Source organism: Photobacterium proteolyticum, assembly GCF_001939735.1.
Lineage (GTDB): Bacteria > Pseudomonadota > Gammaproteobacteria > Enterobacterales > Vibrionaceae > Photobacterium > Photobacterium proteolyticum.
The window spans coordinates 34460-59716 of record NZ_MJIL01000051.1; the positions used below are offsets into that span (position 1 = coordinate 34460).

The following is a 25257-nucleotide window of genomic DNA, read 5'->3' on the forward strand; positions in this document are numbered from 1 at the left end:
TTAAGGGTCTAATTCAGGATGCAGACATCGGGATCACGCGGCCGCTGCGGCGTAATTCGTTAAACGTATGTCCAGGCTCAGCGCTGTGCAGCAGCCATAACAGCGGTATACGAGGGGAGATTTCTGGTGCCGGAGCGCCTCCGTCAGTGAAGTAAATAAGGGCGTCGAATTTGTGCTGATTGGCGTAGGCGATAGGTGCGTTAAAATCAGTCCCTCCGCGACCATACACATTATCCGGGGTAATGCCCTTATACGGGTATGTCTGCTTTATCTCGGTATCGCACTCTTGTACGGTGATTTCGGCACCTGCCCGCCAGATGTGGCCAATTTCTTCAAAGAAGGTACTAAGTTGTTTGTTTTCGACACTGGCAGACGTGTCCACGGCAACTAACAGGCGCTGATGCGGCTGGATCTTTGTGCCGGGAGTGGTTCCGTATCGCTTGGACGGACGGCGAAGGGTATTTTTAACCGAAGTACGACGGCTGCTGTTACCAGCACTATGCTGATGCCGCTGTTCTTGGTCCTCAAGATGACTTCAGACAACGGCCTTCGTGCTCAGATAAAGGCGCTGCTGGCGGGTCATGGCAGCGAATTGTTCCAACTGGCTGTCAATGATCGTACTTTGTTTAACATGGTGCGTGGTGATAACGGTGAAGGTCTGCTATTGGTGCTTACCCAGAAAGAAGACTCACCTCAACGCCTTGCTATCATTAGCGAATTGATCGAAGGGGAGTGCCTGAACTGGAATAAAGGTTGTGGATTCAATGGTCAGCTAGAAGGTGCCAGCGAACAACGGATGACTGATAGCCATCGTTATCCGGATATTTATATGCAGCATCAGAATATGTTGGGAGAGCCTAAAACCCGCCTGCCGAAGACCTTGCCGGTTTCGTCTAAAATTACCGAGCTAAATCTGAGTAACTGTTACCTTGGTGCTTTGCCATTCGGTTTTGAGCTGTATACCGATGTGACAAAACTGAGTCTTCGGTTTAACCACCTTGAGGGGCTGCCAGCTAAGCTTGCCAAGTTAACCGAACTTGAAGAGCTGGATTTATCATATAACCACTTCGATGAGTTCCCTAAGGTACTGTTCAAGCTCAAGAAGCTGAAACAATTAGATTTCCGCCGTCCGAGCCAGCCAGACTACCGTACCGGTTATGGCAGTGGTTATGAGTCGGTAGCCGTACCACAGGCGTTCCGTGATGCCTTCCCGGATTGTGAAATCCTAGAAGATTAACGTTTAAACCGAGAGGGCTTAATCGCCCTCTTTTTAAATCGGTGAGAGCCTGCTCGCTTGGCCAATAGCAAAGTAACTCTCGCTGAAACGATCATCTTGAAGTAGCTTGGATATAAGAAAGTCAGCTTGTTATCAAATAGAACAGGAGTATTATTTCAGTTTCGTTCTTAATTGCTCTATATCAATAATCCACAGCTTACCTTGAACGTTTTCAAAGCCCAGTTTTTTGGCAAAATTGGCTAAACTGTCATTGGCGCCTTCGATGCCGATATTATTGGTTTGATATTTATTTGATACCTTGACGATGAACTTGAGTAGATCGGTAGCATGTCCAGCACGGGTATGCTTAAACCCTATTTTTGCAATCACGATAGTATCGGATTTCCACATATCTGTAGCCGGCTTGAATCTAAAATAGAGATCAAAGTGTTTCCTGCAGGCATCAATAGTGAACATATTGGATGTCGCTGGACCGGTCTTGTAATTGAACCTTTCCATGAGATAAATATTTAAGTCTTGGCAAAAAAGCTGGATTTCCTTATTTGACATTATAGGCTCCTTTTTCCTGCTGACATCTTACATGCCTTTCATTTTGCTGAAATATCGAATAGCTCATTGTGTTTCAACGAGATGAATAAAAGATGCATTTAACTTACATATAAGCACTCTTGATGTCAATGAGAGTTATTCTCATCTTTGGTTTATGGCACTTATATCTGCATGCGATTACTTCTGCCGACTTGAGCTACCATTTTGTCCTTTGGAAGTGGATTGGAGGCTGAGTGCATTGCCCTTTCTTTCCTTACCTCACACATCAATATTTGGTCATTATGTAATTCCGTGAATCATCGTTTATATAATTGCGAAGTGCCCCGAAAAATTGCTCGTTTACCTATGTCTAAGTTTGATGGTAATTGTGATCTTTGTTGTTTCAGGGGAAACTGTTTTTAAAGTTTAACCATTAAATAATGGCTGGGAATAGATTCATAAAAGGGGAAGTAGTAAATGGTTTATGACCTCTTTTTATCTTCATTTTGAGTGAATAATATAGCGATTCGGTACAAGCTGATTGCTTATATGATTCCGCCATTTTTAATGAAATAGAATATCGAGCAGTTACAATAAGGAATTAAATGAATGAGAAAGTTGGGTATATCGGTTTATCCGGAATTAGCAAGCCTAGAGCGCAATAAGGAATATATAGAAACGGCAGCCAAGTATGGTTTCAGTCGTATTTTTACCTGCTTATTGTCTGTTGACGGTGATAAAGAGCAGATCATTGCCGAATTTAAAGACATGGTATTGTGTGCGAAAGAGCATGGCTTTGAAGTCATTGCGGATGTTGCACCACATATTTTCGACGATCTTGGCATTAGCTACGAGAACTTGAGCTTCTTTAATGAGATGGGCGTGGATGGTATTCGCCTTGATGAAGGCTTTACAGGCAATGAAGAAGCCCTGATGACATTTAACCCATATGGGTTGCAAATCGAGCTCAACGTCAGTGTGGCGAATGGTTATCTGGACAACATTTTGTCTTTCCACCCTGATACCGATTACCTGATTGGCTGTCACAACTTCTATCCTAAGCGCCGCTCTGGTCTAACGCGTGAGCACTTTATCAAGGGCTCAAAAATCTATAAGAAACACGGTTTGCGCGTTGCAGCCTTTGTTGGGTCGGCGGTTGAGGGGGCGAAAGGTCCTTGGCCGCTGGCTGACGGTCTGTGCACTATCGAAGAGCATCGTGACTTGCCGATTGATGTACAGGCGAAAGACTTGTTCTATACCGGTGTGGTTGATGATGTCATTATTGCTAACTGCTTCCCGAGTGAGGAAGAGCTGAAGAAGCTGGGTGAGCTGCACAAAGGGCTGGTAACACTGGATGTCGAGCTGGAAGTCGAGCTTAACGATGATGAGGAAACTATCGCATTTGAAGAACTACACTTCTTCCGTGGAGATTGCGGCGAATACACTATTCGCTCCACCATGCCTCGTCTTAAGTTTAAAGATGCAGTGATCCCGGAGAAAAATGCGCGCCAGATCCGCCGGGGAGATGTGATTCTCGATAATGCCAACTCGCCACGCTACAAAGGTGAGCTGCATGTCGCACTGGTTGATTTCGACAATGACGGCAGCAGCAATGTTATCGGCCGTGTCACTGATACCAACTTACGCTTCCTGGATCAGATCCAGCCTTGGCAGAAGTTCAAGCTGGCCAAAGCGTAATTGCGTTTAATAGGATTGGTATCCTCTTAGCCAGACTAAAAAATTGCCTGACAATGTTAATAAACAAAGCCGAGCAACTGCTCGGCTTTAGCTATTTAAGTCATTTGAAATTGGCTGTTTATTGGTGGTTAACCAAGCCAGGAAAGCCAGTTTTCACGCTCATTCCGTGCAATATTCAGCTTGTCATGAAGAATATCAGCAAGCGCCTTTCTGGCTTTATTGTTGGCACTACCGGCAGCAATCGCTTTCACGCACAAGACACCAAATACGCCGAGTAGTGCATATGGGATCACCAGTAATTCTTGCATGTAGTTGGCAGAGAAGTAGAAGTAGAGCCCACCAGCGGCTGCCAGAAGAAGCAAGTTTACTGCTTTTGTCGCCCCTGTTTTGTCAAGCTGGGTAATACACTCTTTCTGCCACAGATCATCTTTAGTCAGGTTAAAGTAGTACTGTTGGAAGCTGGTCTTGTCCTGATCACCGAAGTTTGCTTCAGCAAAACCAATCATTACATGGTCACCAACATCGGTGCTGCCAAGTTGGGTACTACCTGGATTATACGGATATTCCTTACCATTAAGTGTACGAATGACAAGGTAGCCGTTGATGTTAGAACGACGGTGGTTAACACTGCTCACTACACGTGACTCAGTACGTGTAGTATGGCCGTAGCCATTCTTATAGGTCGTTGTTTCAATCTGCTCTTCAGTCCAGCTGTTAATGTTGGATGTCAGATCCCGGTCGATCACTGTGCCAAATAGCACATGGCCGTTCAGCGTACCAGTCGCTGAGCCAATGGCGTATTTATGCGTATAATCAGTCGCTTCTGAATACAGGGCAGGAGAGACTTTTTCAATCAAGCGTTCTTGGGCTGAAATTGTCGTTTTTTGCTGCACTGTTACTTCAGTACTTTCCTCGCTGCCACAGTTTGCTTCTGCAGTTGGCTCTGGAGCCACATTGCTACTGCTACCACACTTAAAGCAATAGCTTGATGAGGATGGAATGCGGGTATCGCAGTCAGGGCAGATACAGTCGTTTGGCTGGTAGATACGCTTGATGTGCGTTGCCTGGAGCTCGTTGGTCTGGCAGCCAAGCATACGTTTCAGATAATGCTTGATTGTACTGTGGAGCTCGGTTTCTTCCTCGAAGCGCGCCTTGTCTTTACGAATGGATAAGGTTGCCAAAATACCCCAGAGTACAGCGCCGATAACAAGGAAGCTATCCATGGTCATGTAGATACGCTGGCTGTTAATAAACCAGAACAATAATCCCATTAGAATCGCACTACCTAATAAGGTGCTGAAAATACTGCTGGAAATATTGCGTGGTGTCGGATTATAGATAGGATCCAGGCTTGAACGCTGGCCTTTGTCGTTGTGAAGAACGACAGCCGGTGCCCAGTCATCGTTGGTGACAATTTCCTTGGAGTCTTTGCCTAATACTTTGTAGGTTTTCGTTGCCGGGGTTGGGCGGAAAACAGTAATAATGTCGCCTTTGTTCAGGCTGTCGAGGAAGTCATCTTCGGATGAAAGTGTAAGCTGACGTTTGTTTTCACCGTCATCAAGGGTTACCCACCAACAACCGACTTCTTTGTTATTTGATTTATTCCTTAAGATACGCTTATAGCGGTGCGTGTCGGTCATGACACCCGTAAACACCTCGGCGTTTGGCAGCTTTTCGTGAATCTTGGCAATTTCAGAATCAATATCACGACACTGGTTGATGGTCATTTTCGTTTGATGCTGATCACCGCATTGTGGGCAATATGAGTCGGAAAGATAACGTGCAGACTCGCACTTTGAACAAAGCATACAACTCCTTGGTTTTTACTTAATATGCAGTTTGTTATTAAGAAATTGGTCGCGCATAGTATCAGTGAGGCTTTGTCATATCAAATATTTCAATGACTTATGTGTCATGTGTATCATTTTGTAATGGAGCAAGTAATAATCAAGAGTGTCCCAGATAGCAGAATTTATATGCAACCGTTACACAAAGGCGGCTAGGTATTTACCTGCTGTGACCGGACAATTTCTTCGTTTACCCAGTTCAGTAGCTGCTTGATTGCCCGGGACAGTACCTGATTTTGCCTGACAATATAGCCGAGACTGGTGGTCGGGAAATCGGGGAGCGGTGTGACGGTTGTTTGCAAGTTAAGTTTGGGGTGGAGGGAAAATTCCGGCACTATCGCGACTCCGAACCCTGCTTCGGCCCAGTCAATTTGGGCATCGACACTACCGACTTCCATTACACGGTAAGTTGGCAGGTTGAGGGTTGGCAGGGCGGCATCAAGCAGATCACGGGTACGGGTATCGTGGCCGAGCAAGATCAGTGTGGGTTCTTCCTGCTTGTTTGTCTGGATTCCTTGCTGCCAGCTTTGCAATCCATTGCCGAGCGCGCACCACTTAACCTGTTGTAATTCGGTAAAATGCAACGGTTGGCTTTCCTTCTGCGCCATCACGAAGCCCAGATCTGCCTTGGCACTTTTCACCAGCTCGGCGGCCTGTGATGAAGTCGTGTTGAGTAGCGACAAATCAATACCGGGAAACTCCTGCTTAAACGACTGGAAAGGTGAAATCAGCAGCAGCCTTGAAATGATATCACTGGCGGCGATAGTCAGAGTTCCCTGACACAAGTCGTTGATAGCATTAAGATCGGCCTGACAAACCTGTAATTCCATCAGGGTATTTTCTGCACTTTGCAAGAGTCGTTCGCCGGCCTGCGTTAACCGAAACGGGTTACGCTCAATCAGCTTAACGCGGGTGGTCTGTTCGAGCTGTTTGATATGGAGGCTGACATTGGGCTGGGTCATATGCAGTTCAGTGGCAGTTTTGCCGAAGTGTTCTAACTTAGCCAAGGTGACAAAGGTGTTTAGCCAGTGAATATCTAACATGCTGCTCTCTGATAGTGGGCGCCAGAATTGGCTCTATTCTACGCCTGTTAGTGGAAAATCCCATATGGAATTCTTATCAAGCTAATAACGATTATTAATTTTTCTTATTTCAAGCTGGGGAATAGGATAGTGGCATCGCTTTTAAGGAGAGTTAATCATGTCGTCTATTGTTGTTGTTGGTGCGAACTGGGGTGATGAAGGCAAAGGCCGTATCGTTGATTATTTAGCCGATCAGGCCTCAGCGAGTATTCGTTTTCAGGGCGGAAACAATGCTGGCCACACCGTAGTTAACGAGTTTGGCACATTCAAGCTGCACCAGCTTCCAAGCGGCGTATTTAATCCTGATTGTATTGCGGTGCTAGGTCCAGGCATGGTGATCAGTCCGGCGCCATTAACCGAAGAATTGGCTGAGGTAAAAGCTGCTGGCGTTAACGTCAACATGCGTATCTCAGACCGTGCGACGCTTTGTCTTCCACTCCACGCTATTGAAGACACACTTGAAGAAGAGCGCTTGGGTGATGGTGCCTACGGGTCGACACGTCAGGGCATAGCGCCCGCTTATGGCGACCGAGTCATGAAAAAAGGTATCTTGGTTGGTTGGTTGAAACAGCCAGAAGTATTGCGTGAGCGCATTCAGTTTATGATGGATTGGAAACTGCCTCAGCTTAAAGCTTTGTATCCATCCTTTGAATTTGAGCAGACTGCTGAAGAAATGACACAGTGGCTGCTTGAAGTATCAGCACCTTGGCGTGATGCAATCTGCAATGTCACCTTGCCGTTGAAAGAGCTACAGGCAAAAGAGCAAAATCTGTTGTTTGAAGCACAGCTGGGTGCTGGACGAGATTTGGTTTACGGCGAATACCCGTGGACGACATCATCCAACGTGATCTCAACCTACGCTGGTATTGGTAGCGGTTTGCCGGCACTGCGCCCAGAGCGTGTTATTGCGGTTGCCAAGGCATTCAGTTCATCTGTGGGCACCGGTACCCTGATCACGGCGATGGAAGAGCAAGATGCATTCCGTGAGTCAGCCAACGAATATGGTGCAGTTACCGGCCGTCCGCGTGATATGGGCTATTTTGATGCCGTTGCAACGCGTAACGGGGTGGAAATTCAGGCTGCGACCGAGATTGCGCTAACTAAGCTTGATTGCCTGAGCGGCATGGCTGATCTGAAGATCTGTGTTGATTATGACGGCGAACACAGCGAGAACCCAATTTGGCCGCAAACGGCTTCACTTGCGCCAGTATATGAGCAGATGGAAGGTTGGAGCGAAGATATTACCGGATGCCGTACATTCGAAAGTCTGCCAGTTGCCGCGCAGAAGTATGTACTGCGTATCGAAGAACTCATGGGTGTACCGGTCAAAATGATTTCGGTAGGCCCGGAGCGTGAGCAAATGATTAATCGCTAATACAGCGGTTAGGAGTTGTTCACATACCCAGGGAAGCAATCAGGCTGGCCAGCAATGGTCAGCCTGTTTGTCATATTTATTGCAAAAAGACATGATTGAGCACTAAAGGCTTATAAGTGGTGGTACTGGTTTCATGTTGATGACTTGCCGAATTTCGAACAGTTCATTCAGCAGAACTTTTTGCTGCGCATCGAGCGAGTTAGAAGGCATAGTGACTGCGTCTAAAAGTCTATTGCGGCTGAGACCTGCGATATCGACAATATTCATCAGGGCATAGAACTTGTGTACATAATTAATGGTTTCTTGCGGTAAGTGAAGTGAGGGAAAGTGTTGTTTGTCTTGCTGGTTCATTGCTCGCTGCACTCGACCTTCACCTGAATTGTAGGCAGCCAGGGTTAACATCAAGTCTTGGTTAAACTTCCGGTAAAGAAACCGGAGGTAGGCGATAGCTGCCTCGGTGCTGCGGTTAACGTCAAAACGCTCGTCTTGCCGCTCATTCACATTAAGGCCAAATCGCTTGGCGGTTGCTGGCATCAACTGCCATAGACCAGCGGCATTGGCGGGTGATACCACCGTAGGGTTGAATGTCGATTCCAACATAGGGATGAGAACCAGGCTCTTGGGCAGTTGGTGTTTCTCCAGTTGGCCGATGATTTGTTGGACCGTGGGCAGAAAACGCAGAAATTGCTGGTTAATCAATTCCTGGTGGGGGAGGAGCATTTGGTAATGGTGATTGACCTGAGATTGAAAATGCTGTTGGTTTGCAGTGCTTATGGTGCTGTAACTATGATTCGGGTAGGTAAGCACAGCTAACATGAGTACACTCAGGCAGAGCGGGCTGGGTTTACCCGAAAATACGAGGTGCAGCCAAGCTCTGATACGACGGAGCAGATCCCGCATGAGTGGTAAACGGTTTGTCGTAATGCTATCAATCAAGCTTTTATGCATTCTTACCGCTACCCTGTAAGTATGCCTGCGACCGTGTATCCATGATTGAACATAATTGAGTTCCATCAGATCCTAGAGCTGCATAAGATTACCTGATGAGTAGCTTTGCTTATTATTCACCTGCTGCAGCATTTCGCTATAAGATGCTGAGATCTGTCCGTTAAGCTGATTGAGCTGGTGACATGATCGGATACACAGTTCTAAAGTTTGCCAGTACTCGTTCATTGGTTTCTTGAGTTTTTCGGGTAATGCCTGGAGCAGGGTTGCCATGCCTGCTTTGGTTTGGCTTAGCCCCAATAGTGCCATCAGTTCAGAGCGCTTTGCGGCACTTCGACTCAGGTTGGCTATTAATGGCCGCTGTTTGGCAATCAATTCCTGGAGCGCTTCTCCGTCAAATTTCAGATAGCTTTCTTGCTGTTCAACCATCAGTTGATGAAGTTGCTTATATTGGCGAACATCATGCTGAATACCTTTCATAATCAGCATGATAGCCTGTTGTTTATTGATTGGATTCGCCATTGTCGCCTCCCTGATCCCAGATAGGTTGGTATCCATATATGGCTACTTATAGCCAGTTAGTTAAATGTGCTTATTCATGCCCGGTATGGAAACGCATGAGTGCGCTGGACAGGGCTGAAATATCTAGATCAAGCTCACCTCGTGCCAATGCCTGCTTCACGGATTCTACTTTGGCCATATCCACATCCGGCAGCTGATTGAATGAATCTTGTGCCTTTGATAGCAACTGAGTATCGATACTCACTTGGGGCTCGGCTGTTTGTGTCGCCGATGATAGCTGTAAAGTTTTTGACTCTGGTTTACCTAACTGGTTTGGCTGCACGTGTGTGCCAATCACTTTATCGATTTTCATGGCTGGTGGCTCCTATTTCTCTCTACTAACTATTTAGAGCGGCAGTGTGATCCGTTTTATTAAACAATAATCAAAAGATTGTTTGGACTTTTCCCTTCCCGGCTACAGTGGCCCGGATAATTTTGGACGAACGGGAGTTTTTCACACTGATTTGTTCACTTTCAGCCCCATTCTCCATGGCAATGCCCTTCATGCTTGCCTGCATGCCATCCTTAACTGCAACTATCAGTACTTCATCTCCTTTTTCTATAAGCCAACGCCGCTGGAGATAGGAAGGACTTACTAACTGTCCTGAGCGGATACGGCGCTTGGTACGTTTTCCGATGATGGCCTGGAACTGGGTGACGAAATCTTTGTTGCGGTACAATGACAGCGTCTGCATTTTCAGCATGCTGGCATCGATTTTAGTGTCACGATTGATGGTGGTTTTGGCAACGACAACCGGCAGTTTGATGCGGACTTTAACCGTAGTGTTTATTCGCCACTTTTGCTCTGCACTGTCACAGCTAACCTGACGTTTCAGGTTGCCGATCGGCAGGGCTTGCTGATCGCTTGCACTGATGATCATTGGCTCAGGACACACGGGCAGATGATAGATTGATGCAGGAATTGCAATATCAATATCTGTTTCCAGATCTTGCCATTGGTGACGGATGGCGAAGGTCTGAATCTCTTCCGTAATCTGGGTGCGTATCTGCATATGAAGCTGATCGGCTTTCACGGTTGTACTTTCGGGTTCCTGTTGGGCATATACGGACCTTGCAAGCATCAGGAAAGTGAAGGCCAAGCCTTTTCCCCACTTCCCTTTTTTCCGTTTAACTTCCGACTGGCGGAAGTTCCGCTTCCGTGTTTCTTTGTAACTCATTGATAAATAGTACCTAAATTTTTGGCACGCATTTTGACTATAAGATGTGATGCAAGCCAGACCTAAGGAAGAATCAATGGCGATCAGTTTTGAAAATGCGCTAGGTGTTCACCCTGATGCGCTCAACTTCAGAGTTCAACGCACCAAGGTGTTGGCCAGTAACTTAGCAAATGTCGATACGCCTGGGTATCTCGCAAAAGATTTAAGTTTTGAAACAGTGATGAAAAACACAGGCTCAAACAAGGTCGATAAGCCGGTACCACAACTTGATATCTCAGCGCAGTACTCAGTGCCATACCAGAACTCGAAAGACGGTAATACGGTGGAGCTGGGTGTCGAGCAGGCCAAGTTCACCCAGAACAACATGAGTTTTCAGACCAGCCTGACTTTTCTCAATATGAAGTTTAGCGGTCTAGCGAAAGCGATAGAGGGACGTTAATACCATGTCATTTACAGATATTTATTCCATCGCGGGATCGGCGATGACAGCACAGACCGTAAGGTTGAATACTGTCGCCAGTAACCTGGCCAATGCTGATGCCGTGTCGGCTAACCCTGATGATGCCTATCAGGCACTCAAGCCCGTGTTTGCGACGGTATACAGCAACACCCAACTGACGACACGTAATGACAGTTACCCAAATGCGGAAGTACGGATTGTTGATGTGGTTCAAAACAAGGGCGATGCTGAAAAGCGCTTTGAGCCCCATAACCCGCTGGCCAATGATGAGGGGTATGTCTATTACCCGGATATTGATGTCGTATCTGAGATGGCAGACATGATGTCGGCAACCCGAAGCTTCGAGACCAATGTTGAAGTGCTGAGCAATGTGAAAAGTATGCAGCAAGGGCTGTTGCGCTTAGGTGAGGGCAGCCGATGAGCCTTGCACAGTTTACCGCGCTAAGCAGCGATACACCTGCCGTGACCACTTCCGAGAGTCAGGTTCAGGCTAACCCGGCAGATATGAATGATGCGGGTGCGCTGAAGAATGAATTTATTACCCTGATGGTGGCGCAGATCCAGAACCAGGACCCACTTAACCCGCTTGATGGCACCGAATACGTCGGTCAGCTGGCACAGTTCTCCCAGGTTGAAAGTACAGAAAACATGTCGAAAGTGATGCAAAACAGCATGGTATTGCTCGACAACATGCAAGTACTTTCAACAGCGGGCCTGGTCGGACAAACCGTTTATGTCAATACAAGTGAATTCGAGCTTTCCGGGCAGGCCCAACAGGGCAAAATTGAATTAGCACATCCCTCCAACCAGGTGACTTTGCTGATTAAAGATGACTACGGCCAAACAACCAAGATGCCACTTGGAGCGCGAGGCAAGGGCGATGTTGATTTTACTATCGACCCTGATGCCCTCGGTTTGAAGCCGGGTAATTATACCATCTCAGTCGAAGTCGAACAGGGACAGGCACAGCCTGCCTTACTATTGGCCGGTGAGGTTTCTCAGGTGCGTGTTCCAAGCAACGGTGGCGCGGCGCTGGTCAATGTGGCTGGAGTCGGCAGTGTACCTTTTTATCAGATTAGCCAGTTTGGGGCTTAACCCGACATCACTCGAAAAGAGGATCTTATGAGTTTTGATATTGCATTAAGTGGGCTGGGCGCAACCAATGTTCAGCTAAATACCATTAGTAACAACATCGCCAACGTATCAACATCCGGTTTTAAAGAGTCACGTACTGAATTTTCTGCGGTTTACAACGGCATGCAGCCAGGTGGGGTAGAAGTTGCTTCCATTTCGCAGAATTTCGACAAGAACGGCTCAGTAAGTGGCACGGGACGCTCGCTGGATTTGGCGATTAACGGAGGGGGATTTTTTGTTACCAAGGACAACACTGGCCAACTGCTTTATACCCGTTCCGGAGTTTTTGGGACTGATAAAAATAACAACATCGTTAGCAACAATGGCATGAAGCTGCAAGGCTATGGGGTTGACGGTAATAATCGCCTACAAACTGGTGCAGTCAGCGATCTGCGCATCACCACATCATCACTTTCTGCTAAAGCGACGGATCAAATTGACTTTGTTGCCAACTTTGATGCGCGAGTGAATGTGCCAACTACCACACCTTTTGATGCCACTGATACCGATACCTTCAACTCGTCATATACCTCGAAGATTCATGACTCACTGGGCAACCCACATACAGTGACGCAGTACTTTGCAAAAACCGGTGACAACCAATGGGATGTCCATGTTCAGGTTGATGGCGGTTCGGTCGTACATACCGAAGCCGTCACCTTCAATACCGATGGCACACTGGCTACGCCAACCGGAAACTTCAATATTGCCTTTCCTGCTCCCGGCGCTGAGCCAGTGAGCATAGATATCAGCCTTAACGGTACAACTCAGTTTGGCGCCGACTTTGGTGTGAGTACCAACAGTCCGAACGGTTACTCGTCAGGTGAATTGGCTGGTGTACGTGTTGAAGACAACGGCATGGTGTTTGCCACTTATACCAATGGTCAGTCTCAGCTTCAGGGGCAGGTAATTTTGGCTGACTTTGCCAATGCTCAGGGCCTGGTTAAAACGGGTAATACATCTTGGATGCAAAGCTTCAGCTCTGGTGCGCCGATTAACGGTGTACCGGGTAGCGGTACCCTGGGTGGTCTGACTGCAGGTGCACTGGAAGGCTCTAATGTGGACTTGACCAGCGAGTTGGTCAGCCTGATGACAGCCCAGCGAAACTACCAGGCTAACGCAAAAACCATTTCAACTTCCGATCAACTGACCCAGGCGCTGTTTAATGCAGTTTAGCCTGATGACAGATTTTAAGGATTGAGCAATGGATAGTTTGCTATATACCGCCACCACTGGTGCTAGCCGGGTTATGAAAGCCCAGCACGTGCGCTCCAACAATTTGTCAAACGCAGACACCGCGGGTTTTCGTGCAGATATGGAACGGGTACAGAGTATTCAGCTGCAAGGTGCGGGCTTTGATGGTCGCACCATGGTGGTGACGAACTCTGCCGCGACACGGTTTGACTCGGGTGATCTGATTAAGACCGGTCGCAACCTTGATGTGGCAATTAATGGTGAGGGTTTCTTTACCGTGCAAACTCCGGTCGGCAATGAAGCCTATACCCGTGCCGGTAATATTCGTGTCGATCAGCAGGGCAACATGACAGTGAACGGTTTCCCGCTGATGGCAGAAGGGGATCCGATCACTCTGCCTGAATATCAGCATATTGAGATCAGTGATAAAGGCGTTATTTCGGTGATCCCGCCGGGCGGCGGGGCAGAAGTTGAGGTTGGCCAGCTAAAGTTGGTCAAACCGGCTTATACCGAGCTGCAAAAAGAAAGTGACGGCCTGCTTCATGCCCGCGATGGTGGTGAGTTCCCGGCTGATGCAACAGTCGCGGTAGCTGCCGAGCATTTGGAAGGCAGTAACGTTTCAGCCATTGATGAATTGGTGAACGTGATGTCGCTAACGCGCAATTTTGAAATGCAGGTACGGATGATGAAAACAGCCGAAACGCTGGCCCAGGCCGGTAATCGCCTGATGAGCAGCCGTTAAGGTCCCTTTGAGTAGGTGAGCCCGAAACTAGACAGTTAGGAGAGAGCAATGCATTCAGCATTATGGGTAAGTAAAACAGGGATGGCGGCGCAAGATACCAAGATGACAGCCATCTCCAATAACCTCGCGAACGTCAATACGGTGGGCTTCAAGCGCGATCGTGTGGTATTTGAGGATCTGTTCTATAGCATTCAGCGTCAGCCTGGGGCACAGGTCGACCAGATTAATGAACTGCCGAGCGGAGTCCAACTGGGCAGCGGTGTCCGTGTGGTGGGTACTCAGAAGGTATTTACCCAGGGCAACTCGCAAAATACCAGTCAGGAAATGGATCTGGCTGTAATGGGGGCGGGTTTTTTCCAGATCGAAAATTCAGACGGGGAAATCATGTATACCCGCAACGGCCAGTTTCATGTTAACTCCGAGGGGTTGATGGTAAACAGCCAGGGGCTGCCGCTGTCGCCGCAAATCCAAATCCCTGAAAACGCCACAAGCTTGTCTGTCGGTGTTGACGGAATCGTGACCTCAACCGTTGCCGGAGATCCTCAGCCCCAGGAGCTGGGCCAAATTACGCTGGCTAAATTTATTAACCCGGCTGGTTTGGAAGCCGTAGGCGGCAACCTGTTCCGAGAAACTGAAGCGAGCGGCCAGGCCGACGAGCTGATTGCGGGTCTGGATGGTGCCGGTAGCATCAAGCAAGGGGCACTGGAAGGCTCGAATGTACAGGTGGTGGAGGAGATGGTTGACATGATCACGACCCAGCGCGCGTACGAGATGAATGCCAAGGTAGTGTCTGCTGCCGACGATATGCTGAAGTTCGTGGCACAGTCGGTGTAAGGAGGCAGTGATGAAATGGCTTACTTCCCCTGTTGTTGTTTTGCTTGCGGGCTCGCTGCTCGCTGGGTGTAGTGTGCGTCCGGAATTTGTTCCGCCGGAGCCAAACGATGAGGCTTATGCCCCGCCGCCGTTGGATTATTCCCTGCCGGATGCTGCCGACGGGAGCCTGTATCGTCACCAGTATATGATGACGTTGTTCCAGGATCGCCGGGCCTACCGTATCGGGGATGTGCTGACTATTTTGCTTGACGAGGAAACTCAGTCGAGTAAAAAAGCAGATACCAAGTATGACAAGGGATCATCAGTCAATTTTGCCGCTCCGACATTCGGCACTAATGCTATCGATGATCTCGCCGTAGGTATCGATTCCAACCGAGCCTTTGATGGCTCGGCGGCCAGCTCGCAGGGTAATAAGCTGGAAGGGGCCATTACTGTCACTGTGCATGAAGTGTTACCAAACGGGGTGCTTCGAATACGTGGTGAAAAGTGGATTCGTCTTAATCAGGGCGATGAGTTCATCCGTCTGACGGGTATTGTTCGTGTTGATGATATCGACCGTCGCAACCAGGTGTCATCACTGCGTATCGGGGATGCCCGGATCACCTATTCCGGCCGGGGAGCTCTTGCCGACAGCAATGCCGCCGGCTGGCTTACCCAGTTCTTTAACAGCCCATGGATGCCTTACTAATGAACAAACTCAGCACCTTGCTTTTTCTCCTGCTGGTTATGGGTGTGTCAGCCTTCATGACCCAGCCTGCTCGCGCATCAGCACCAATGCCGATTATGGACCTGGTCGATGTTCAGGGAATCAGGAATAACCAGTTGGTGGGTTACGGTCTGGTCGTCGGCCTCGATGGAACCGGTGATCGAAACCAGGTGAAATTCACCAGCCAGTCTATTACCAATATGCTGCGCCAGTTTGGGGTTCAGATCGGCGATAAAACAGATCCCAAGTTAAAAAATGTCGCGTCTGTGAGTGTTACCGCTTATGTCACGCCAATGGCCGGACCGGGGCAGGAGCTGAATATCGTGGTGTCCTCAATTGGTGATGCCAAGAGCCTGCGTGGCGGTACTTTGCTGATGACACCGCTTCGAGGTATTGATGGCGAAGTGTACGCCGTTGCTCAGGGCAATGTTGTTGTCGGCGGTGTGCAGGCAGAAGGGCGGAGTGGGTCGAAAATTACCATTAATACGCCAACTACAGGCCGGATCCCAAACGGTGCGACTCTGGAACGCGAAATACCATCAGACTTCAACGATAAACCAACAATTACTCTTAACTTGCGTAAGCCCAGCTTCACCACGGCTAAGAATATTGCCCGAGTTATCAATGTAACATTCGGTCCTGATGTCGCGACGGCTATTAATAAAGGTCGGGTTGAAATGCGGGCCCCGCGCAATACCCAGCAGCGGGTGACTTTCATGTCGATGCTAGAAGACTTGGCTGTCGTGGAAGGGCGTAAACCAGCCCGTGTCGTTTTTAATTCCAGAACAGGCACCGTTGTGGTGGGTAAAAACGTTCAGGTTAGCGAAGCGGCGGTCAGCCATGGCAGCCTGACGGTTACTATTTCAGAGCGTCAGCAGGTAAGCCAGCCCAATGCTTTTGGCGAGGGTGAAACTACCGTGGTCAATGATTCAACCGTAGACATTAGCCAGGATAAGGCACAAATGTATATTTGGCCGGAAGGGACCGAGCTCAATACGATTGTGAATGCGGTTAATAGCCTTGGTGCGACACCGGATGACTTGATGTCTATTCTGCAAGGCTTGCATGAAGCTGGTGCGCTCAATGCTGAGCTGGTTGTGATTTAAGGAGTCTTGATGAAAGTTGAAGGTAACGGTGAGAGTACCCAATATACAGCCATGCTGTATCACGACAACAGTGCGCTCGCCAATATTAGGCATAGTAGTGACAAGCAACAGGCGCTGGAGTCTGTTGCCGGCCAGTTTGAGGCGCTGTTTTTGCAAATGGTGCTGCGACAGATGCGTAGCAGTAGCGACGTTTTGTCTCCAGAGGACAATCCTTTTTCAAGCAAGGAGCAGGGCGTATATCGCGATTTTTATGATGGCCAACTGGCAATTGAGATGGCTAAAAAACAGAACAGCGGTATTGCCGACATGCTGGTAAAGCAATTAAGCCCGAGCCAGGCGGAGGCGGTGGTAAAAATGGTCGAGCCTGTTAATGAAGCTGGGGGCTCAGAGGTTATGAGGCCAGGAGTAAAGCTGGAAGCGAGCTCTCAAAACCAGCAGGCACAGGCTGCTAAACCTCTTAACGAAGCCGGGCCTAAGGTCGCCTATGAATCACAAGTCGCTTTAAAAGATAGCGATAAAGTGGTGAGGAGCACCGTTGCTTTTCAGCAGCCACTGATTCGTAAGATGGAGCTTTAACAGCAATGAGTTTGATTAATATTGCATTAACCGGATTGAATGCCAATAAGGCCGCGCTTGATGTGACGGCTCAAAATGTGGCAAACGTCAATACACCTGGGTACAGCCGCCAGCAGGCAATGATGAATGCATTGGGCCCCGGTAACAATGATCGTTACAGTGCGGGTGGCGGGGTAGAGGTAACCAGCATTCGCCGAGTGACTGATCAATACCTTGTCAAGCAGACCTGGGCGACGAACAGTCAGGCATCCTATTCATCCCGGTACCTGACCAACATGAGTCAGCTAGAAAATATGCTTGGGGCCGATGGCTTCAATCTCTCCGCTGGTTTAGACACCTTGTTTGCTGCGTTGAATGATGCATCGGTCAAGCCGGAATCCCTCCCGCTTCGCCAGCAAATAATCAACGAGGCGGAAGCCCTGTCTCACCGCTTTAAGACCTTGACAGAATCCCTTCATGCCCAGCATAAAGACATGAATGATCAGCGTGGGGCCGCTATCGAGCATGCTAACAGCCTTATCGATAACATTGCTGATATTAATCGTCAGATTGTTGAAATTTCGGGGACAAATGGCAATCCCGCCCAGCTGTTGGATGCGCGTGATAACCTTATTGGTCAGTTGTCGCAAGTCGTTGATATCAAAACGACCGATCAGCCCGATGGCAGCCTCCAGGTAACATTGGCATCGGGACAGCCGCTGGTACTGGGGGGAGAGGCGGCTCAACTGGCAGCCATGCCGGATCCTTCAGATCCGTATCTGGCGGATTTGAATGTAGAGTTTGCCGGTCAGCGTTTTTCTGTCAGCGGCAAGGTCGGTGGTGAAATCGGTGCCATTACCGCATATCAGGTTGAAGCTATCAAGCCATATCAGGATGCCTTGAACGATATGGCAGCCTCGCTTGCCGATGCATTCAATAACACCTTGTCTACGGGTAAAGATCTTAACAATAACCCGGGAACCCCGTTATTTACCTACGATCCTGCCAACCCATCGGCAAGTCTGGATATTACAGGTCTTACGCCTGAGGAGCTTGCTCTTTCATCCGACGGTAACCCGGGCAATAGCGATGTGCTTAAGGACCTAATCAGTATCAGCAATCAGGCCTTTTCTGTTTCAGGTTTTGGCAATGTCACCCTGAATGATGCTTTTTCGTCGATGGTAGGGGAAACGGCGATCAAGACGCGTCAGGCGACGTCCGATTATAAGGCGACCGAGAGCTTGAACCAGCAGGCTGTTGCTGCACGAGATAATCTGAGTGCTGTTAACAGTGATGAAGAAGCGGCGAACCTGATGGTTTTTGCCAATGCCTACCAGGCCAACATGAAGGTGATCAGTACAGCCAACCAGTTGTTCGATACTGTTTTAAAGTTATTTTAAGGGGATGCAATGAGGATCAGTGATACCCAGTTTAGTCAGATGATGCTGCAGAGTCTGCACACCAACAACGCCGGTTTGGGGGAAGTGTTGCAGCAAATGTCTACAGGTAAGCGAATTACCAAGCTGTCTGATGCACCTATCGATTCGATTAAGTTGCTCAACCTGTCACGAGAAGGCAGTGCAATCAATCAGTATCAAGACAACATTCAAAATGTGAAAACCGCGCTATCAAGCCAGGAAGTGTATCTTGATGCTTCCAATGAAACGGTCAAGAGCATGCGTGAACTGGTGTTGTGGGGGGCTAATGGGAGCATGACCAATGAGGATCGCGCCGGTATCATCAGTGAGCTGGAAAGCTTGAGAGATTCTCTGTTGTCGTCGTTCAACGCCCAAGACGAGGAAGGCCATTACCTCTTCTCGGGGACCCAAACTGACACGCCGTCTGTGTCAGTAACGGGTAACGGCTACGCAATCGATGGTAATGCGGATAAGCGAGTCGTCACGGTTGCTAAGGGAGTGACCATGGAGTCTAATCTGACGGCACAGGAAATACTGGATCTGGGGGGAGACAATGTGATCAACCAGATCGACCGTATGATTACAGAGTTTCAGAATCCCACCGCCAATTTTCAGGCCGAAGTGGATAGTACGCTTGCTGCTATAGATAGCACCCTTGGCAATATACTTGGTGCGATGACCTCGATAGGGGGACGCCACAACAATCTTGATTTGCTTGAAAGCAGTCACGGAGAAAACAAGCTCTTTGTCGATAAGGTGACTGGTGATTTAGAAGCTCTCGATTATGGAGAAGCCTCGGTTCGTTTAACCAACTATATGAGCGCCCTTGAGGCGACTCAGGCCAGTTATGTGAAGATCAATGACTTATCTCTGTTTAATCGATTGTAAGGTCAAAGATACGATATGGTGAGTTCTACGGCAGAAGTCCGGCAGCAAGGTGTCAGGCTAACCGGACAGGGTAAGGCCACTGTTGCACCGTCAATGGTGGCTGATAAGACCAGGGTACCTCATTCGGCACCATCGCAAGAATATGCCCCCTTACCGAAGGGGGCATATTCTGTTTCTAAAACGTTGTTAGTCAAGGGGCAGCAGCAGGTTACGACTGTACAAGTTGCCCATCAGGCGCTGCAACATGTCGGTCGTGAGCTGTTCTCTATGAAAAAGGTGCTGACAAAGGCTTTGAATAGCCATCAGTCTGCCTTGCCTACTACGGTTCAACAGGTTGCTTCTATGCAACAGAGCATCAAGCAACGGCTGGAGAGTGCAACCAGTGATGGCCGTCGGGTGCTGGACTCGCAACTTCGTGTCCAGCTTGAACAAGAAGCGGCAAGAAGCTTCACAGTGCCGGGACTCAATCTTTCCCGTCAGCGTCAGCAGAACGAGCAGATCCGCCTCGATTTCCCCCAAACCGGGACCGTCATAATAAACTTCAATAGCCAGGTGGACGATAAGCAGCTGGTAGGTCAAATTGATCGTAGTCTGATCCCGCTCGGAATGCGGGCAGCGGCCTCCCAAGAGGGAGAGTTAGTTTTCCGCGCCAAAAATACTGACTTTACCAATATGCAGCAGGTTATGGTTACCGGTCAGGGCCACCGTTATCCTGCCGGCCAGCCGAATGTCGTTAAGCTGCAGCCAGAACCTGAAGGGGTGGAAGACTGGGCGGTTAATTTAAGCAACCACGGCGGCATTCGCCAGGCCCTGGGTAAAGTGAACCAGCACTTACGCCAGGTGCAGCAAAGTCTTGATGATATCAAAGCCTATCAGGGCGAGCTTGCCAAGCAAATGGTGCAGGTCCAAGCTCAAAGCAAGCTAGGTGACATAAAGGCGATTGAAGGCAAGCTGGATACAGTGAGCAATATGGCAAACATTAACTTTACGACTACCTATCAAGCCGTCTCTGCACAGGCCAATGTCCACCGCCATACCGTGGTCGCTTTGTTAAGGTAAATAGAGCGGCAAGGCAGGCTGTGCTGCCCTTTGTCGCACTTCTTCTTGCATTAAAGAGGCTGGCTTAGTTGCCAGCCTTTTTTTATGAGAACTGTGCAGGTTGCAAATGGTACCGTGAAGTTAGGCCAGTAAGAAAAAAAAGTATAGAAAGCAGATAAATGCCAGCAGGGTAGCTGACAGAGTTGGATAGATGATGTAAGAGTCATCGCTTCGGTTGGCACGCTGGAAGCAGAAGAATGTCAGGATAGCGTTGTAAAAAACCAGCAAGAGGCTGATAGCGGTGCCGGCTTGCAAGGTCAGTGACGTTAGTTGAAACAAGAACATTGAAAGAAGGCCGTAGTCGATAAGAATGAGCCACAAAAAGACCTTCTGTAGGCTATCAGGCTTTCTTGTTCTTACCTGTTGACGAGACATAATGGGCCTTAAATTACAGCGAAACTAAGGTGATGCTATCTGACGACTATCTAAGATATATCAGCAGGGCAACACCTTCTGGTTTGTTATCGTTCGTATTGTTTGAATAAACTGAGTACGGCTATAGCTGCGAGAGATTAGCCATGTTTTCACTCTGGGGTGAAACGGTATGTTGGGCTAAGTCACGACGTAGCACGGGTTGATTAAAGTCTGCCTTTTGACGGGCTTTGTCGATTTCGTTGCCAGGGCTGCTGCCAAACAGGGCATCGACGACTTGCGCTGCCGGGGTAGTCAGAACAAAGAGTTCAATTCGGCGGTTCTCACTGGCCTCGGGAACATCGACGTTCAGGAGTGCGCGATCGGACATCCCGGCCACTTGCAAAACACGTTGTTCAGGCATTCCGCCAGCGATCAGAGTCTGACGGGCTACATTGGCACGAGAGGCTGACAATTCCCAGTTTGATTGGCTGCTGAAGTGGCTATTGAACTGGGTGGCATCTGTGTGACCACTGATAATGAGCTGATTCTGGATTTTTTTGAACACCGGTGCGATTGCTAGCAGCAAATCCTCAAAGAAAGGAGTAAGTTGCGATCCTCCGCGACTGAACATGTGCTGTTTGTAGTTATCCTGCAAGATGATCCGCAGGCCCTGGGGGGTGACATCGACCATCACGTTGCCCTGTGCGGCTATTTGTTTCACCATTTCCTCAACGACCTTCGCCAAAATAGTGAGCTGCTCCTGGGTTTCGAAGGAGCCTGGAACTAACGCGTCACTCTCTGGACCGTCACCATTACCGTCAAAAAACGAGCTGACGGTCATGGCTGCATTGTGCGAACTGAGATCGCTAGCATCACCACCAAAGTCGATAGGGGATAAGCTGCTGGAGGTATCAAAAGGGTTGCCCGAGCCTTCGTCGAAGATACTCGAGCTATTGAGGTAAGCGACGATGGCTCGTCGCTCTTGTTGATCGACAACTTGCATTAGCCAAAGGACAAGGAATAGTGCCATTAGAGCAATCATAAAGTCTGCAAAAGCAACCTTCCAGGCACCACCATGATGGCTGTCATCATGGCGGCGGACAGAACGTTTAAAGACAACTTGCTCGTTTTTTTGCATTATCCCTCCTGTTCAGCTAACCATTTTTCCATTTCGTTGAATGACGGTTTTATGTCCAGCTGAATGTGTTTTCGGCCAGCGTCTATGGCTAGTAAGGTTGGTTTTTTTGCCACATACGCAACCAGTGTTGCTCGAATACATTCAAAGGCGGACATGTCACGCTTTACTCGTTGTGCCATTGCGTTGCTCGCAGGATCAAGAATGCAGTAACAGCCAAAAATGCCTAAAAATGTGCCTACCAGAGCGGCGGCAACGTGATAGCCAATTAACGCGATAGAGCCATCAATGGCTTGCATAGTGATGATGATACCCATCACCGCAGCCAAGATTCCAAAACCTGGTAGCGCTTCGGCTGTACGTTGCATTGAGCGGGAGGGTAGAAGTAAGTCCTGTTCAATGGCTTCTATTTCCTGCTCGAGTAGCCCCTCTAGTTCATAAGGCGACATTTGTCCCATTGCCATTAAACGTAAATTATCTGTTATGAAAGAAATAAGGTGCGGATCCTGCTTAATAAGAGGGAAACGGCTGAAAATGTCACTGTTGACAGGATCTTCAATGTGTTGGTCAAGAGATTTGAACCCGCCGGTGCGGATGGTCTCTAGCAGCAATTGCATCAATGCCATCAGCTCCATGTAGTATGTCTGTTCGTCATTACGGGCAGACATAATAAGGCGAAATTGACGGCGCATTTCTTTCAGCACATGAGGGGGGTTGCCGATGATCAGTGAGCCAATAGTAGCTCCCACGATGATTAACAGCTCGGCAGGTTGCCAGATAGCCGATAGGTTACCCCCTGCCCACAGGTAGCCTCCAAACACACATAAAATGATAATGATCGCACCAGTAAACTTTTGCATGAATACTCCTAGGAAGACAAATAGTGGTTAAGTTGTTTTAGGGCCTGTTTATGAAGCTGGCATATACGGGGCGGGGTAAGGCTCAGCACCAATGCGATTTCATGCAGGTTCATGTCGTGTTGGTAGAACAGTGTGAGTAGAAGTTGCTCCCGTTTGTTGAGCTTGGCCAGTGCCACTTCCAACGTTCGTCGCATCTGCTCATGACTAATTCCGTCGCTGTGTTCAGATGTCGACAGGTCTGTGCCGGCTTCGATGAGTTGATCCAGGCTTTGCATTTCACTGGCCATACTCGCGTGAAGGCGTTGCTGGTAATCGTCTTTATCCGTTCCCAGTACTTCGATGATTTCGGCCTCGGTCGGTTGGCGCTTGAGCTTTTTCATCAGATCACGTGTCACGTCGTTTAGCTCGTGGGCTTGCTGGCGAGTTTGCCGAGATCGCCAGTCTAAACGACGTAATTCATCAAGGATTGCGCCGCGGATACGGCAGACGGCGAAGGCCGGGAAATTGGGGTCTTCCACATTCTCATAGCGTCTAGCTGCTTCGAGCAGACCAAGCAGGCCGATTTGCTGCATATCTTCAATGCTGCAGTGGGTGCTGGTATGGCTTCTAAGCTGGTTTACTACCCGTTTGACCAACATAAGGTGTTTTTTGATCAGTAAATCCTCGTTAAAGGAGGATTGGGTAGGTGTTAGTTCGGGTTCGGAGCCGTATTGACCGGCTGGGTTCATATCTAGCATACCGGCCTCACTGAACCACGTACTTGGTGAGCAGTACATCGTCAATATCATTCGCGAGGTGAGTGTCGGCAAAGGCTGTGAGCAGCGTTTCTTTGATTTCTTCTTGCAAAGAATCAATGGTTGGCTGGTTTTGCAGTTGCTCGTAGGTTTTGTTGCTGAAAAGCTTGAGCAGGGAGTTTCGAACTACTGGCATGTAGTTATCAATGTTTTTGATTTGCTCTGGCTGGTGAGTTTCCAGGGCTAGCTCCAGCATGACAAAGTGCGTTTGGCGCTGTCCTTTCACGCTGAGTACGAGCTTGTCCAAAGAGTGGAATGAAGGTTGTTGTGCACGAGTGTCATCTTGAAGCGAGAAGTTGCCAACAATTTCGCTTAGGTTAAAACTATTGTGCTTTTTCAGGTACCAGACCGTGCCGGTAAATGTTCCCGCCGATACAACAATGCTGATCAGGAGCATAGTAAAAAATATAAAGGCATAATTTTGTTTAGTCATGAGTCAGGCTCCTTCCTAGGCGGTGGTAGATAACCAGTGTTCTGATGTTGTGTCTGTGGTGTAGTCGGAACTCTCGTTAGAGTGCTGCACGACTGGCTGGTAGTTGTCGTCTTCGTGGTGCTGGGAAGACGCTGCCTGTCCCTGATCTTCTGAACCGACATTCACGTCAACATGGACGAATTGTTGCTGTTGTAGCTCTGCGCGCAGACGCTCGGAAACTTGTACCAGGGCATCGCGAACAGCGGCATGGTTGGCATTGATTTGAACGCTTAGGCGGTCCCCATCAACACGCACCATCACATCAAGTTTGCCTAAGTCGGGCGGGTCTAGGCGAATGCGGGCCTCCTGTAAGTTCTGGGTTGCCTGTAAAGAGACACGATCCTGCAATACGTGGAGCATCTGCTCCCCCCATTTTCCTTGCGAGGGATCCATATGCATGTTGGCCCAGACGGCACGAACCGGTGTCGCTTGTGACTGGGAGTGCCCCTGAGAAACTGCGGGGTTTGCCGCATCACTAGACAGGGTGATAAGAGGTGAAATGTTTGCTGACTCGGCCTTTGTCCCCAGTATTTCACTCATTTTTCCGTTTAATGAAGTGGTTACAGGGAGGTCGTTAGCGAGGCGCTGAGTCCAGGCAGTATTTGCAATGGCGTCTGAGTCGGCTTGGCCGGAGGTTGTAGCCTGCTGAAGCGATTGCGAGGCGGTAGTCAGCTGACTTAGCCCAACATGAGCTGTTGTGCCAGGGATGGTTCCAACCCGCTCCAGTCCCAAGGTGTTAGTCACTGTATCTATGTTTGGGGAGAAGCCTTTCAGCGCTTGCTCCTGTTTGTATGGGTGAATGTGAGCAGCGGAGAATATAGTCATTTCAATGCCGCTAACGTGTACATCGAGTGCGATATCGTCACTGCTGCTTTTCTGTTCCGAGTGGGTAGAGAAGCCAGTAGCTTTGCTGAAGTTGCTCTCGGTTCTTTGTTCATTCTTGCTCGATGGTGACACCGATGAGGCGATCACCGTGATTTCATCACCCTTGCTGCATGATGGGGGGGTAGTCGTCGGCGCACTGCCCACAGTGGTTGAAGTCATTGATTGCATCGG

29 protein-coding genes are annotated in these 25257 nt (G+C 48.8%); 15 read left to right on the forward strand and 14 right to left on the reverse strand.

From position 1 onward, the window contains the following. Window positions 1–13: 13 nt before the first annotated feature. A complete protein-coding gene (locus BIT28_RS06215; RefSeq protein WP_245823658.1) occupies window positions 14–382 on the reverse strand; it encodes a VWA-like domain-containing protein in 369 nt (122 codons plus the stop codon). 18 nt (window positions 383–400) lie between these two features. Here BIT28_RS06215 and BIT28_RS06220 point away from each other — a divergent pair, with 18 nt between their 5' ends. Beyond that, the gene (locus BIT28_RS06220) at window positions 401–1237 is read left to right on the forward strand and encodes a leucine-rich repeat domain-containing protein (protein ID WP_075762779.1); all 837 of its coding nucleotides are present in this window, start codon (window positions 401–403) and stop codon (window positions 1235–1237) included. Between the two features lie 150 nt (window positions 1238–1387). Here BIT28_RS06220 and BIT28_RS06225 read toward each other — a convergent pair whose 3' ends face one another. Next, window positions 1388–1786, reverse strand: coding sequence for a hypothetical protein (locus tag BIT28_RS06225; protein WP_075762780.1), 399 nt, complete (start codon window positions 1784–1786; stop codon window positions 1388–1390). A gap of 588 nt (window positions 1787–2374) precedes the next feature. Here BIT28_RS06225 and BIT28_RS06230 point away from each other — a divergent pair. Then, window positions 2375–3463, forward strand: coding sequence for a DUF871 domain-containing protein (locus BIT28_RS06230; RefSeq protein WP_075762781.1), 1089 nt, complete (start codon window positions 2375–2377; stop codon window positions 3461–3463). A gap of 128 nt (window positions 3464–3591) precedes the next feature. Here BIT28_RS06230 and BIT28_RS06235 read toward each other — a convergent pair whose 3' ends face one another. After that, a complete protein-coding gene (locus tag BIT28_RS06235; protein ID WP_075762782.1) occupies window positions 3592–5271 on the reverse strand; it encodes a zinc ribbon domain-containing protein in 1680 nt (559 codons plus the stop codon). A 191-nt stretch (window positions 5272–5462) separates the two neighbouring features. Beyond that, entirely contained in the window at window positions 5463–6353 is an 891-nt protein-coding gene (locus BIT28_RS06240; RefSeq protein WP_075762783.1) for a LysR family transcriptional regulator, read from the reverse strand. 157 nt (window positions 6354–6510) lie between these two features. Between BIT28_RS06240 and BIT28_RS06245 the strand changes: the two genes are divergently transcribed. Further along, window positions 6511–7767: an adenylosuccinate synthase gene (locus BIT28_RS06245; RefSeq protein ID WP_075762784.1), complete on the forward strand. Its 1257-nt coding sequence runs from the start codon at window positions 6511–6513 to the stop codon at window positions 7765–7767. 102 nt (window positions 7768–7869) lie between these two features. Here BIT28_RS06245 and BIT28_RS06250 read toward each other — a convergent pair whose 3' ends face one another. The 4 genes from BIT28_RS06250 to flgA all read right to left on the reverse strand — a co-directional run bounded on the left by BIT28_RS06250 (window position 7870) and on the right by flgA (window position 10451). After that, the gene (locus BIT28_RS06250; protein ID WP_245823659.1) at window positions 7870–8715 is read right to left on the reverse strand and encodes a lytic transglycosylase domain-containing protein; all 846 of its coding nucleotides are present in this window, start codon (window positions 8713–8715) and stop codon (window positions 7870–7872) included. Between the two features lie 72 nt (window positions 8716–8787). Then, a complete protein-coding gene (flgN, locus tag BIT28_RS06255) occupies window positions 8788–9270 on the reverse strand; it encodes a flagellar protein FlgN (RefSeq protein ID WP_083651748.1) in 483 nt (160 codons plus the stop codon). Between the two features lie 34 nt (window positions 9271–9304). Then, entirely contained in the window at window positions 9305–9586 is a 282-nt protein-coding gene (gene flgM, locus BIT28_RS06260) for a flagellar biosynthesis anti-sigma factor FlgM (protein ID WP_075762786.1), read from the reverse strand. A 70-nt stretch (window positions 9587–9656) separates the two neighbouring features. Continuing rightward, complete coding sequence (gene flgA / locus BIT28_RS06265) at window positions 9657–10451, reverse strand: flagellar basal body P-ring formation chaperone FlgA (RefSeq protein WP_075762787.1); 795 nt, start codon at window positions 10449–10451, stop codon at window positions 9657–9659. A gap of 76 nt (window positions 10452–10527) precedes the next feature. Here flgA and flgB point away from each other — a divergent pair, with 76 nt between their 5' ends. From flgB to BIT28_RS06325, 12 genes are read left to right on the forward strand one after another with little or no spacing between them, the layout of a single operon-like run. Further along, window positions 10528–10890 carry a flagellar basal body rod protein FlgB gene (gene flgB, locus BIT28_RS06270; RefSeq protein ID WP_075762788.1) on the forward strand — a complete coding sequence of 121 codons (363 nt, stop codon included), beginning with the start codon at window positions 10528–10530 and terminating at the stop codon, window positions 10888–10890. A 4-nt stretch (window positions 10891–10894) separates the two neighbouring features. After that, on the forward strand, window positions 10895–11332 hold the full coding sequence (gene flgC, locus BIT28_RS06275; protein WP_075762789.1) for a flagellar basal body rod protein FlgC: 438 nt from the start codon (window positions 10895–10897) through the stop codon (window positions 11330–11332). Beyond that, complete coding sequence (flgD, locus tag BIT28_RS06280) at window positions 11329–12006, forward strand: flagellar hook assembly protein FlgD (protein WP_075762790.1); 678 nt, start codon at window positions 11329–11331, stop codon at window positions 12004–12006. Before flgC ends, flgD begins: the two co-directional genes overlap by 4 nt. 27 nt (window positions 12007–12033) lie before the next feature. Continuing rightward, complete coding sequence (flgE, locus tag BIT28_RS06285; protein WP_075762791.1) at window positions 12034–13221, forward strand: flagellar hook protein FlgE; 1188 nt, start codon at window positions 12034–12036, stop codon at window positions 13219–13221. 28 nt (window positions 13222–13249) lie between these two features. After that, on the forward strand, window positions 13250–13981 hold the full coding sequence (flgF, locus tag BIT28_RS06290) for a flagellar basal-body rod protein FlgF (RefSeq protein ID WP_075762792.1): 732 nt from the start codon (window positions 13250–13252) through the stop codon (window positions 13979–13981). A gap of 48 nt (window positions 13982–14029) precedes the next feature. Continuing rightward, complete coding sequence (gene flgG, locus BIT28_RS06295; RefSeq protein ID WP_075762793.1) at window positions 14030–14815, forward strand: flagellar basal-body rod protein FlgG; 786 nt, start codon at window positions 14030–14032, stop codon at window positions 14813–14815. A gap of 10 nt (window positions 14816–14825) precedes the next feature. Further along, window positions 14826–15503: a flagellar basal body L-ring protein FlgH gene (gene flgH, locus BIT28_RS06300; protein ID WP_075762794.1), complete on the forward strand. Its 678-nt coding sequence runs from the start codon at window positions 14826–14828 to the stop codon at window positions 15501–15503. A 38-nt stretch (window positions 15504–15541) separates the two neighbouring features. Further along, window positions 15542–16627 (forward strand): flagellar basal body P-ring protein FlgI, encoded by a 1086-nt coding sequence (locus BIT28_RS06305; protein ID WP_281251556.1) that lies wholly within the window; start codon window positions 15542–15544, stop codon window positions 16625–16627. A 9-nt stretch (window positions 16628–16636) separates the two neighbouring features. After that, complete coding sequence (locus BIT28_RS06310) at window positions 16637–17203, forward strand: rod-binding protein (RefSeq protein WP_075762796.1); 567 nt, start codon at window positions 16637–16639, stop codon at window positions 17201–17203. A gap of 5 nt (window positions 17204–17208) precedes the next feature. Beyond that, a complete protein-coding gene (gene flgK / locus BIT28_RS06315) occupies window positions 17209–18582 on the forward strand; it encodes a flagellar hook-associated protein FlgK (RefSeq protein ID WP_075762797.1) in 1374 nt (457 codons plus the stop codon). A gap of 9 nt (window positions 18583–18591) precedes the next feature. After that, on the forward strand, window positions 18592–19488 hold the full coding sequence (gene flgL, locus BIT28_RS06320; RefSeq protein WP_075762798.1) for a flagellar hook-associated protein FlgL: 897 nt from the start codon (window positions 18592–18594) through the stop codon (window positions 19486–19488). 15 nt (window positions 19489–19503) lie between these two features. Beyond that, entirely contained in the window at window positions 19504–20547 is a 1044-nt protein-coding gene (locus BIT28_RS06325; RefSeq protein ID WP_075762799.1) for a hypothetical protein, read from the forward strand. 120 nt (window positions 20548–20667) lie between these two features. Here BIT28_RS06325 and BIT28_RS06330 read toward each other — a convergent pair whose 3' ends face one another. The 6 genes from BIT28_RS06330 to BIT28_RS30175 form a co-directional block, all read right to left on the reverse strand. Then, the gene (locus tag BIT28_RS06330; RefSeq protein WP_075762800.1) at window positions 20668–20961 is read right to left on the reverse strand and encodes a hypothetical protein; all 294 of its coding nucleotides are present in this window, start codon (window positions 20959–20961) and stop codon (window positions 20668–20670) included. A 121-nt stretch (window positions 20962–21082) separates the two neighbouring features. After that, window positions 21083–22078: a flagellar motor protein MotB gene (locus BIT28_RS06335; protein WP_075762801.1), complete on the reverse strand. Its 996-nt coding sequence runs from the start codon at window positions 22076–22078 to the stop codon at window positions 21083–21085. Next, entirely contained in the window at window positions 22078–22935 is an 858-nt protein-coding gene (gene motA, locus BIT28_RS06340) for a flagellar motor stator protein MotA (protein WP_075762802.1), read from the reverse strand. Before motA ends, BIT28_RS06335 begins: the two co-directional genes overlap by 1 nt. An 8-nt stretch (window positions 22936–22943) precedes the next feature. Beyond that, window positions 22944–23672: a FliA/WhiG family RNA polymerase sigma factor gene (locus BIT28_RS06345; RefSeq protein ID WP_075762803.1), complete on the reverse strand. Its 729-nt coding sequence runs from the start codon at window positions 23670–23672 to the stop codon at window positions 22944–22946. A gap of 7 nt (window positions 23673–23679) precedes the next feature. After that, window positions 23680–24162, reverse strand: a complete 483-nt coding sequence (locus BIT28_RS06350) for a flagellar basal body-associated FliL family protein (RefSeq protein ID WP_075762804.1) — start codon at window positions 24160–24162, stop codon at window positions 23680–23682. A 15-nt stretch (window positions 24163–24177) separates the two neighbouring features. Continuing rightward, a complete protein-coding gene (locus tag BIT28_RS30175; RefSeq protein WP_075762805.1) occupies window positions 24178–25254 on the reverse strand; it encodes a flagellar hook-length control protein FliK in 1077 nt (358 codons plus the stop codon). Window positions 25255–25257: the final 3 nt, after the last annotated feature.

Coding starts and splice junctions, on each gene's coding strand:
- BIT28_RS06310 (WP_075762796.1), top strand. CDS start 16,637: ATGAAAGTTGAAGGTAACGGTGAGAGTACCCAATATACAGCCATGCTG.
- BIT28_RS06220 (WP_075762779.1), top strand. CDS start 401: ATGCGGCTGGATCTTTGTGCCGGGAGTGGTTCCGTATCGCTTGGACGG.
- BIT28_RS06250 (WP_245823659.1), bottom strand. CDS start 8,715: ATGCATAAAAGCTTGATTGATAGCATTACGACAAACCGTTTACCACTC.
- flgA (WP_075762787.1), bottom strand. CDS start 10,451: ATGAGTTACAAAGAAACACGGAAGCGGAACTTCCGCCAGTCGGAAGTT.
- BIT28_RS06240 (WP_075762783.1), bottom strand. CDS start 6,353: ATGTTAGATATTCACTGGCTAAACACCTTTGTCACCTTGGCTAAGTTA.
- flgB (WP_075762788.1), top strand. CDS start 10,528: ATGGCGATCAGTTTTGAAAATGCGCTAGGTGTTCACCCTGATGCGCTC.
- BIT28_RS06350 (WP_075762804.1), bottom strand. CDS start 24,162: ATGACTAAACAAAATTATGCCTTTATATTTTTTACTATGCTCCTGATC.
- BIT28_RS06245 (WP_075762784.1), top strand. CDS start 6,511: ATGTCGTCTATTGTTGTTGTTGGTGCGAACTGGGGTGATGAAGGCAAA.
- BIT28_RS06330 (WP_075762800.1), bottom strand. CDS start 20,961: ATGTCTCGTCAACAGGTAAGAACAAGAAAGCCTGATAGCCTACAGAAG.
- BIT28_RS30175 (WP_075762805.1), bottom strand. CDS start 25,254: ATGCAATCAATGACTTCAACCACTGTGGGCAGTGCGCCGACGACTACC.
- flgE (WP_075762791.1), top strand. CDS start 12,034: ATGAGTTTTGATATTGCATTAAGTGGGCTGGGCGCAACCAATGTTCAG.
- flgG (WP_075762793.1), top strand. CDS start 14,030: ATGCATTCAGCATTATGGGTAAGTAAAACAGGGATGGCGGCGCAAGAT.
- flgD (WP_075762790.1), top strand. CDS start 11,329: ATGAGCCTTGCACAGTTTACCGCGCTAAGCAGCGATACACCTGCCGTG.
- flgC (WP_075762789.1), top strand. CDS start 10,895: ATGTCATTTACAGATATTTATTCCATCGCGGGATCGGCGATGACAGCA.
- BIT28_RS06230 (WP_075762781.1), top strand. CDS start 2,375: ATGAGAAAGTTGGGTATATCGGTTTATCCGGAATTAGCAAGCCTAGAG.
- flgK (WP_075762797.1), top strand. CDS start 17,209: ATGAGTTTGATTAATATTGCATTAACCGGATTGAATGCCAATAAGGCC.
- flgN (WP_083651748.1), bottom strand. CDS start 9,270: ATGGATACCAACCTATCTGGGATCAGGGAGGCGACAATGGCGAATCCA.
- flgM (WP_075762786.1), bottom strand. CDS start 9,586: ATGAAAATCGATAAAGTGATTGGCACACACGTGCAGCCAAACCAGTTA.
- BIT28_RS06235 (WP_075762782.1), bottom strand. CDS start 5,271: ATGCTTTGTTCAAAGTGCGAGTCTGCACGTTATCTTTCCGACTCATAT.
- BIT28_RS06225 (WP_075762780.1), bottom strand. CDS start 1,786: ATGTCAAATAAGGAAATCCAGCTTTTTTGCCAAGACTTAAATATTTAT.
- flgF (WP_075762792.1), top strand. CDS start 13,250: ATGGATAGTTTGCTATATACCGCCACCACTGGTGCTAGCCGGGTTATG.
- BIT28_RS06335 (WP_075762801.1), bottom strand. CDS start 22,078: ATGCAAAAAAACGAGCAAGTTGTCTTTAAACGTTCTGTCCGCCGCCAT.
- BIT28_RS06305 (WP_281251556.1), top strand. CDS start 15,542: ATGGGTGTGTCAGCCTTCATGACCCAGCCTGCTCGCGCATCAGCACCA.
- BIT28_RS06325 (WP_075762799.1), top strand. CDS start 19,504: ATGGTGAGTTCTACGGCAGAAGTCCGGCAGCAAGGTGTCAGGCTAACC.
- motA (WP_075762802.1), bottom strand. CDS start 22,935: ATGCAAAAGTTTACTGGTGCGATCATTATCATTTTATGTGTGTTTGGA.
- flgL (WP_075762798.1), top strand. CDS start 18,592: ATGAGGATCAGTGATACCCAGTTTAGTCAGATGATGCTGCAGAGTCTG.
- BIT28_RS06345 (WP_075762803.1), bottom strand. CDS start 23,672: ATGCTAGATATGAACCCAGCCGGTCAATACGGCTCCGAACCCGAACTA.
- flgH (WP_075762794.1), top strand. CDS start 14,826: ATGAAATGGCTTACTTCCCCTGTTGTTGTTTTGCTTGCGGGCTCGCTG.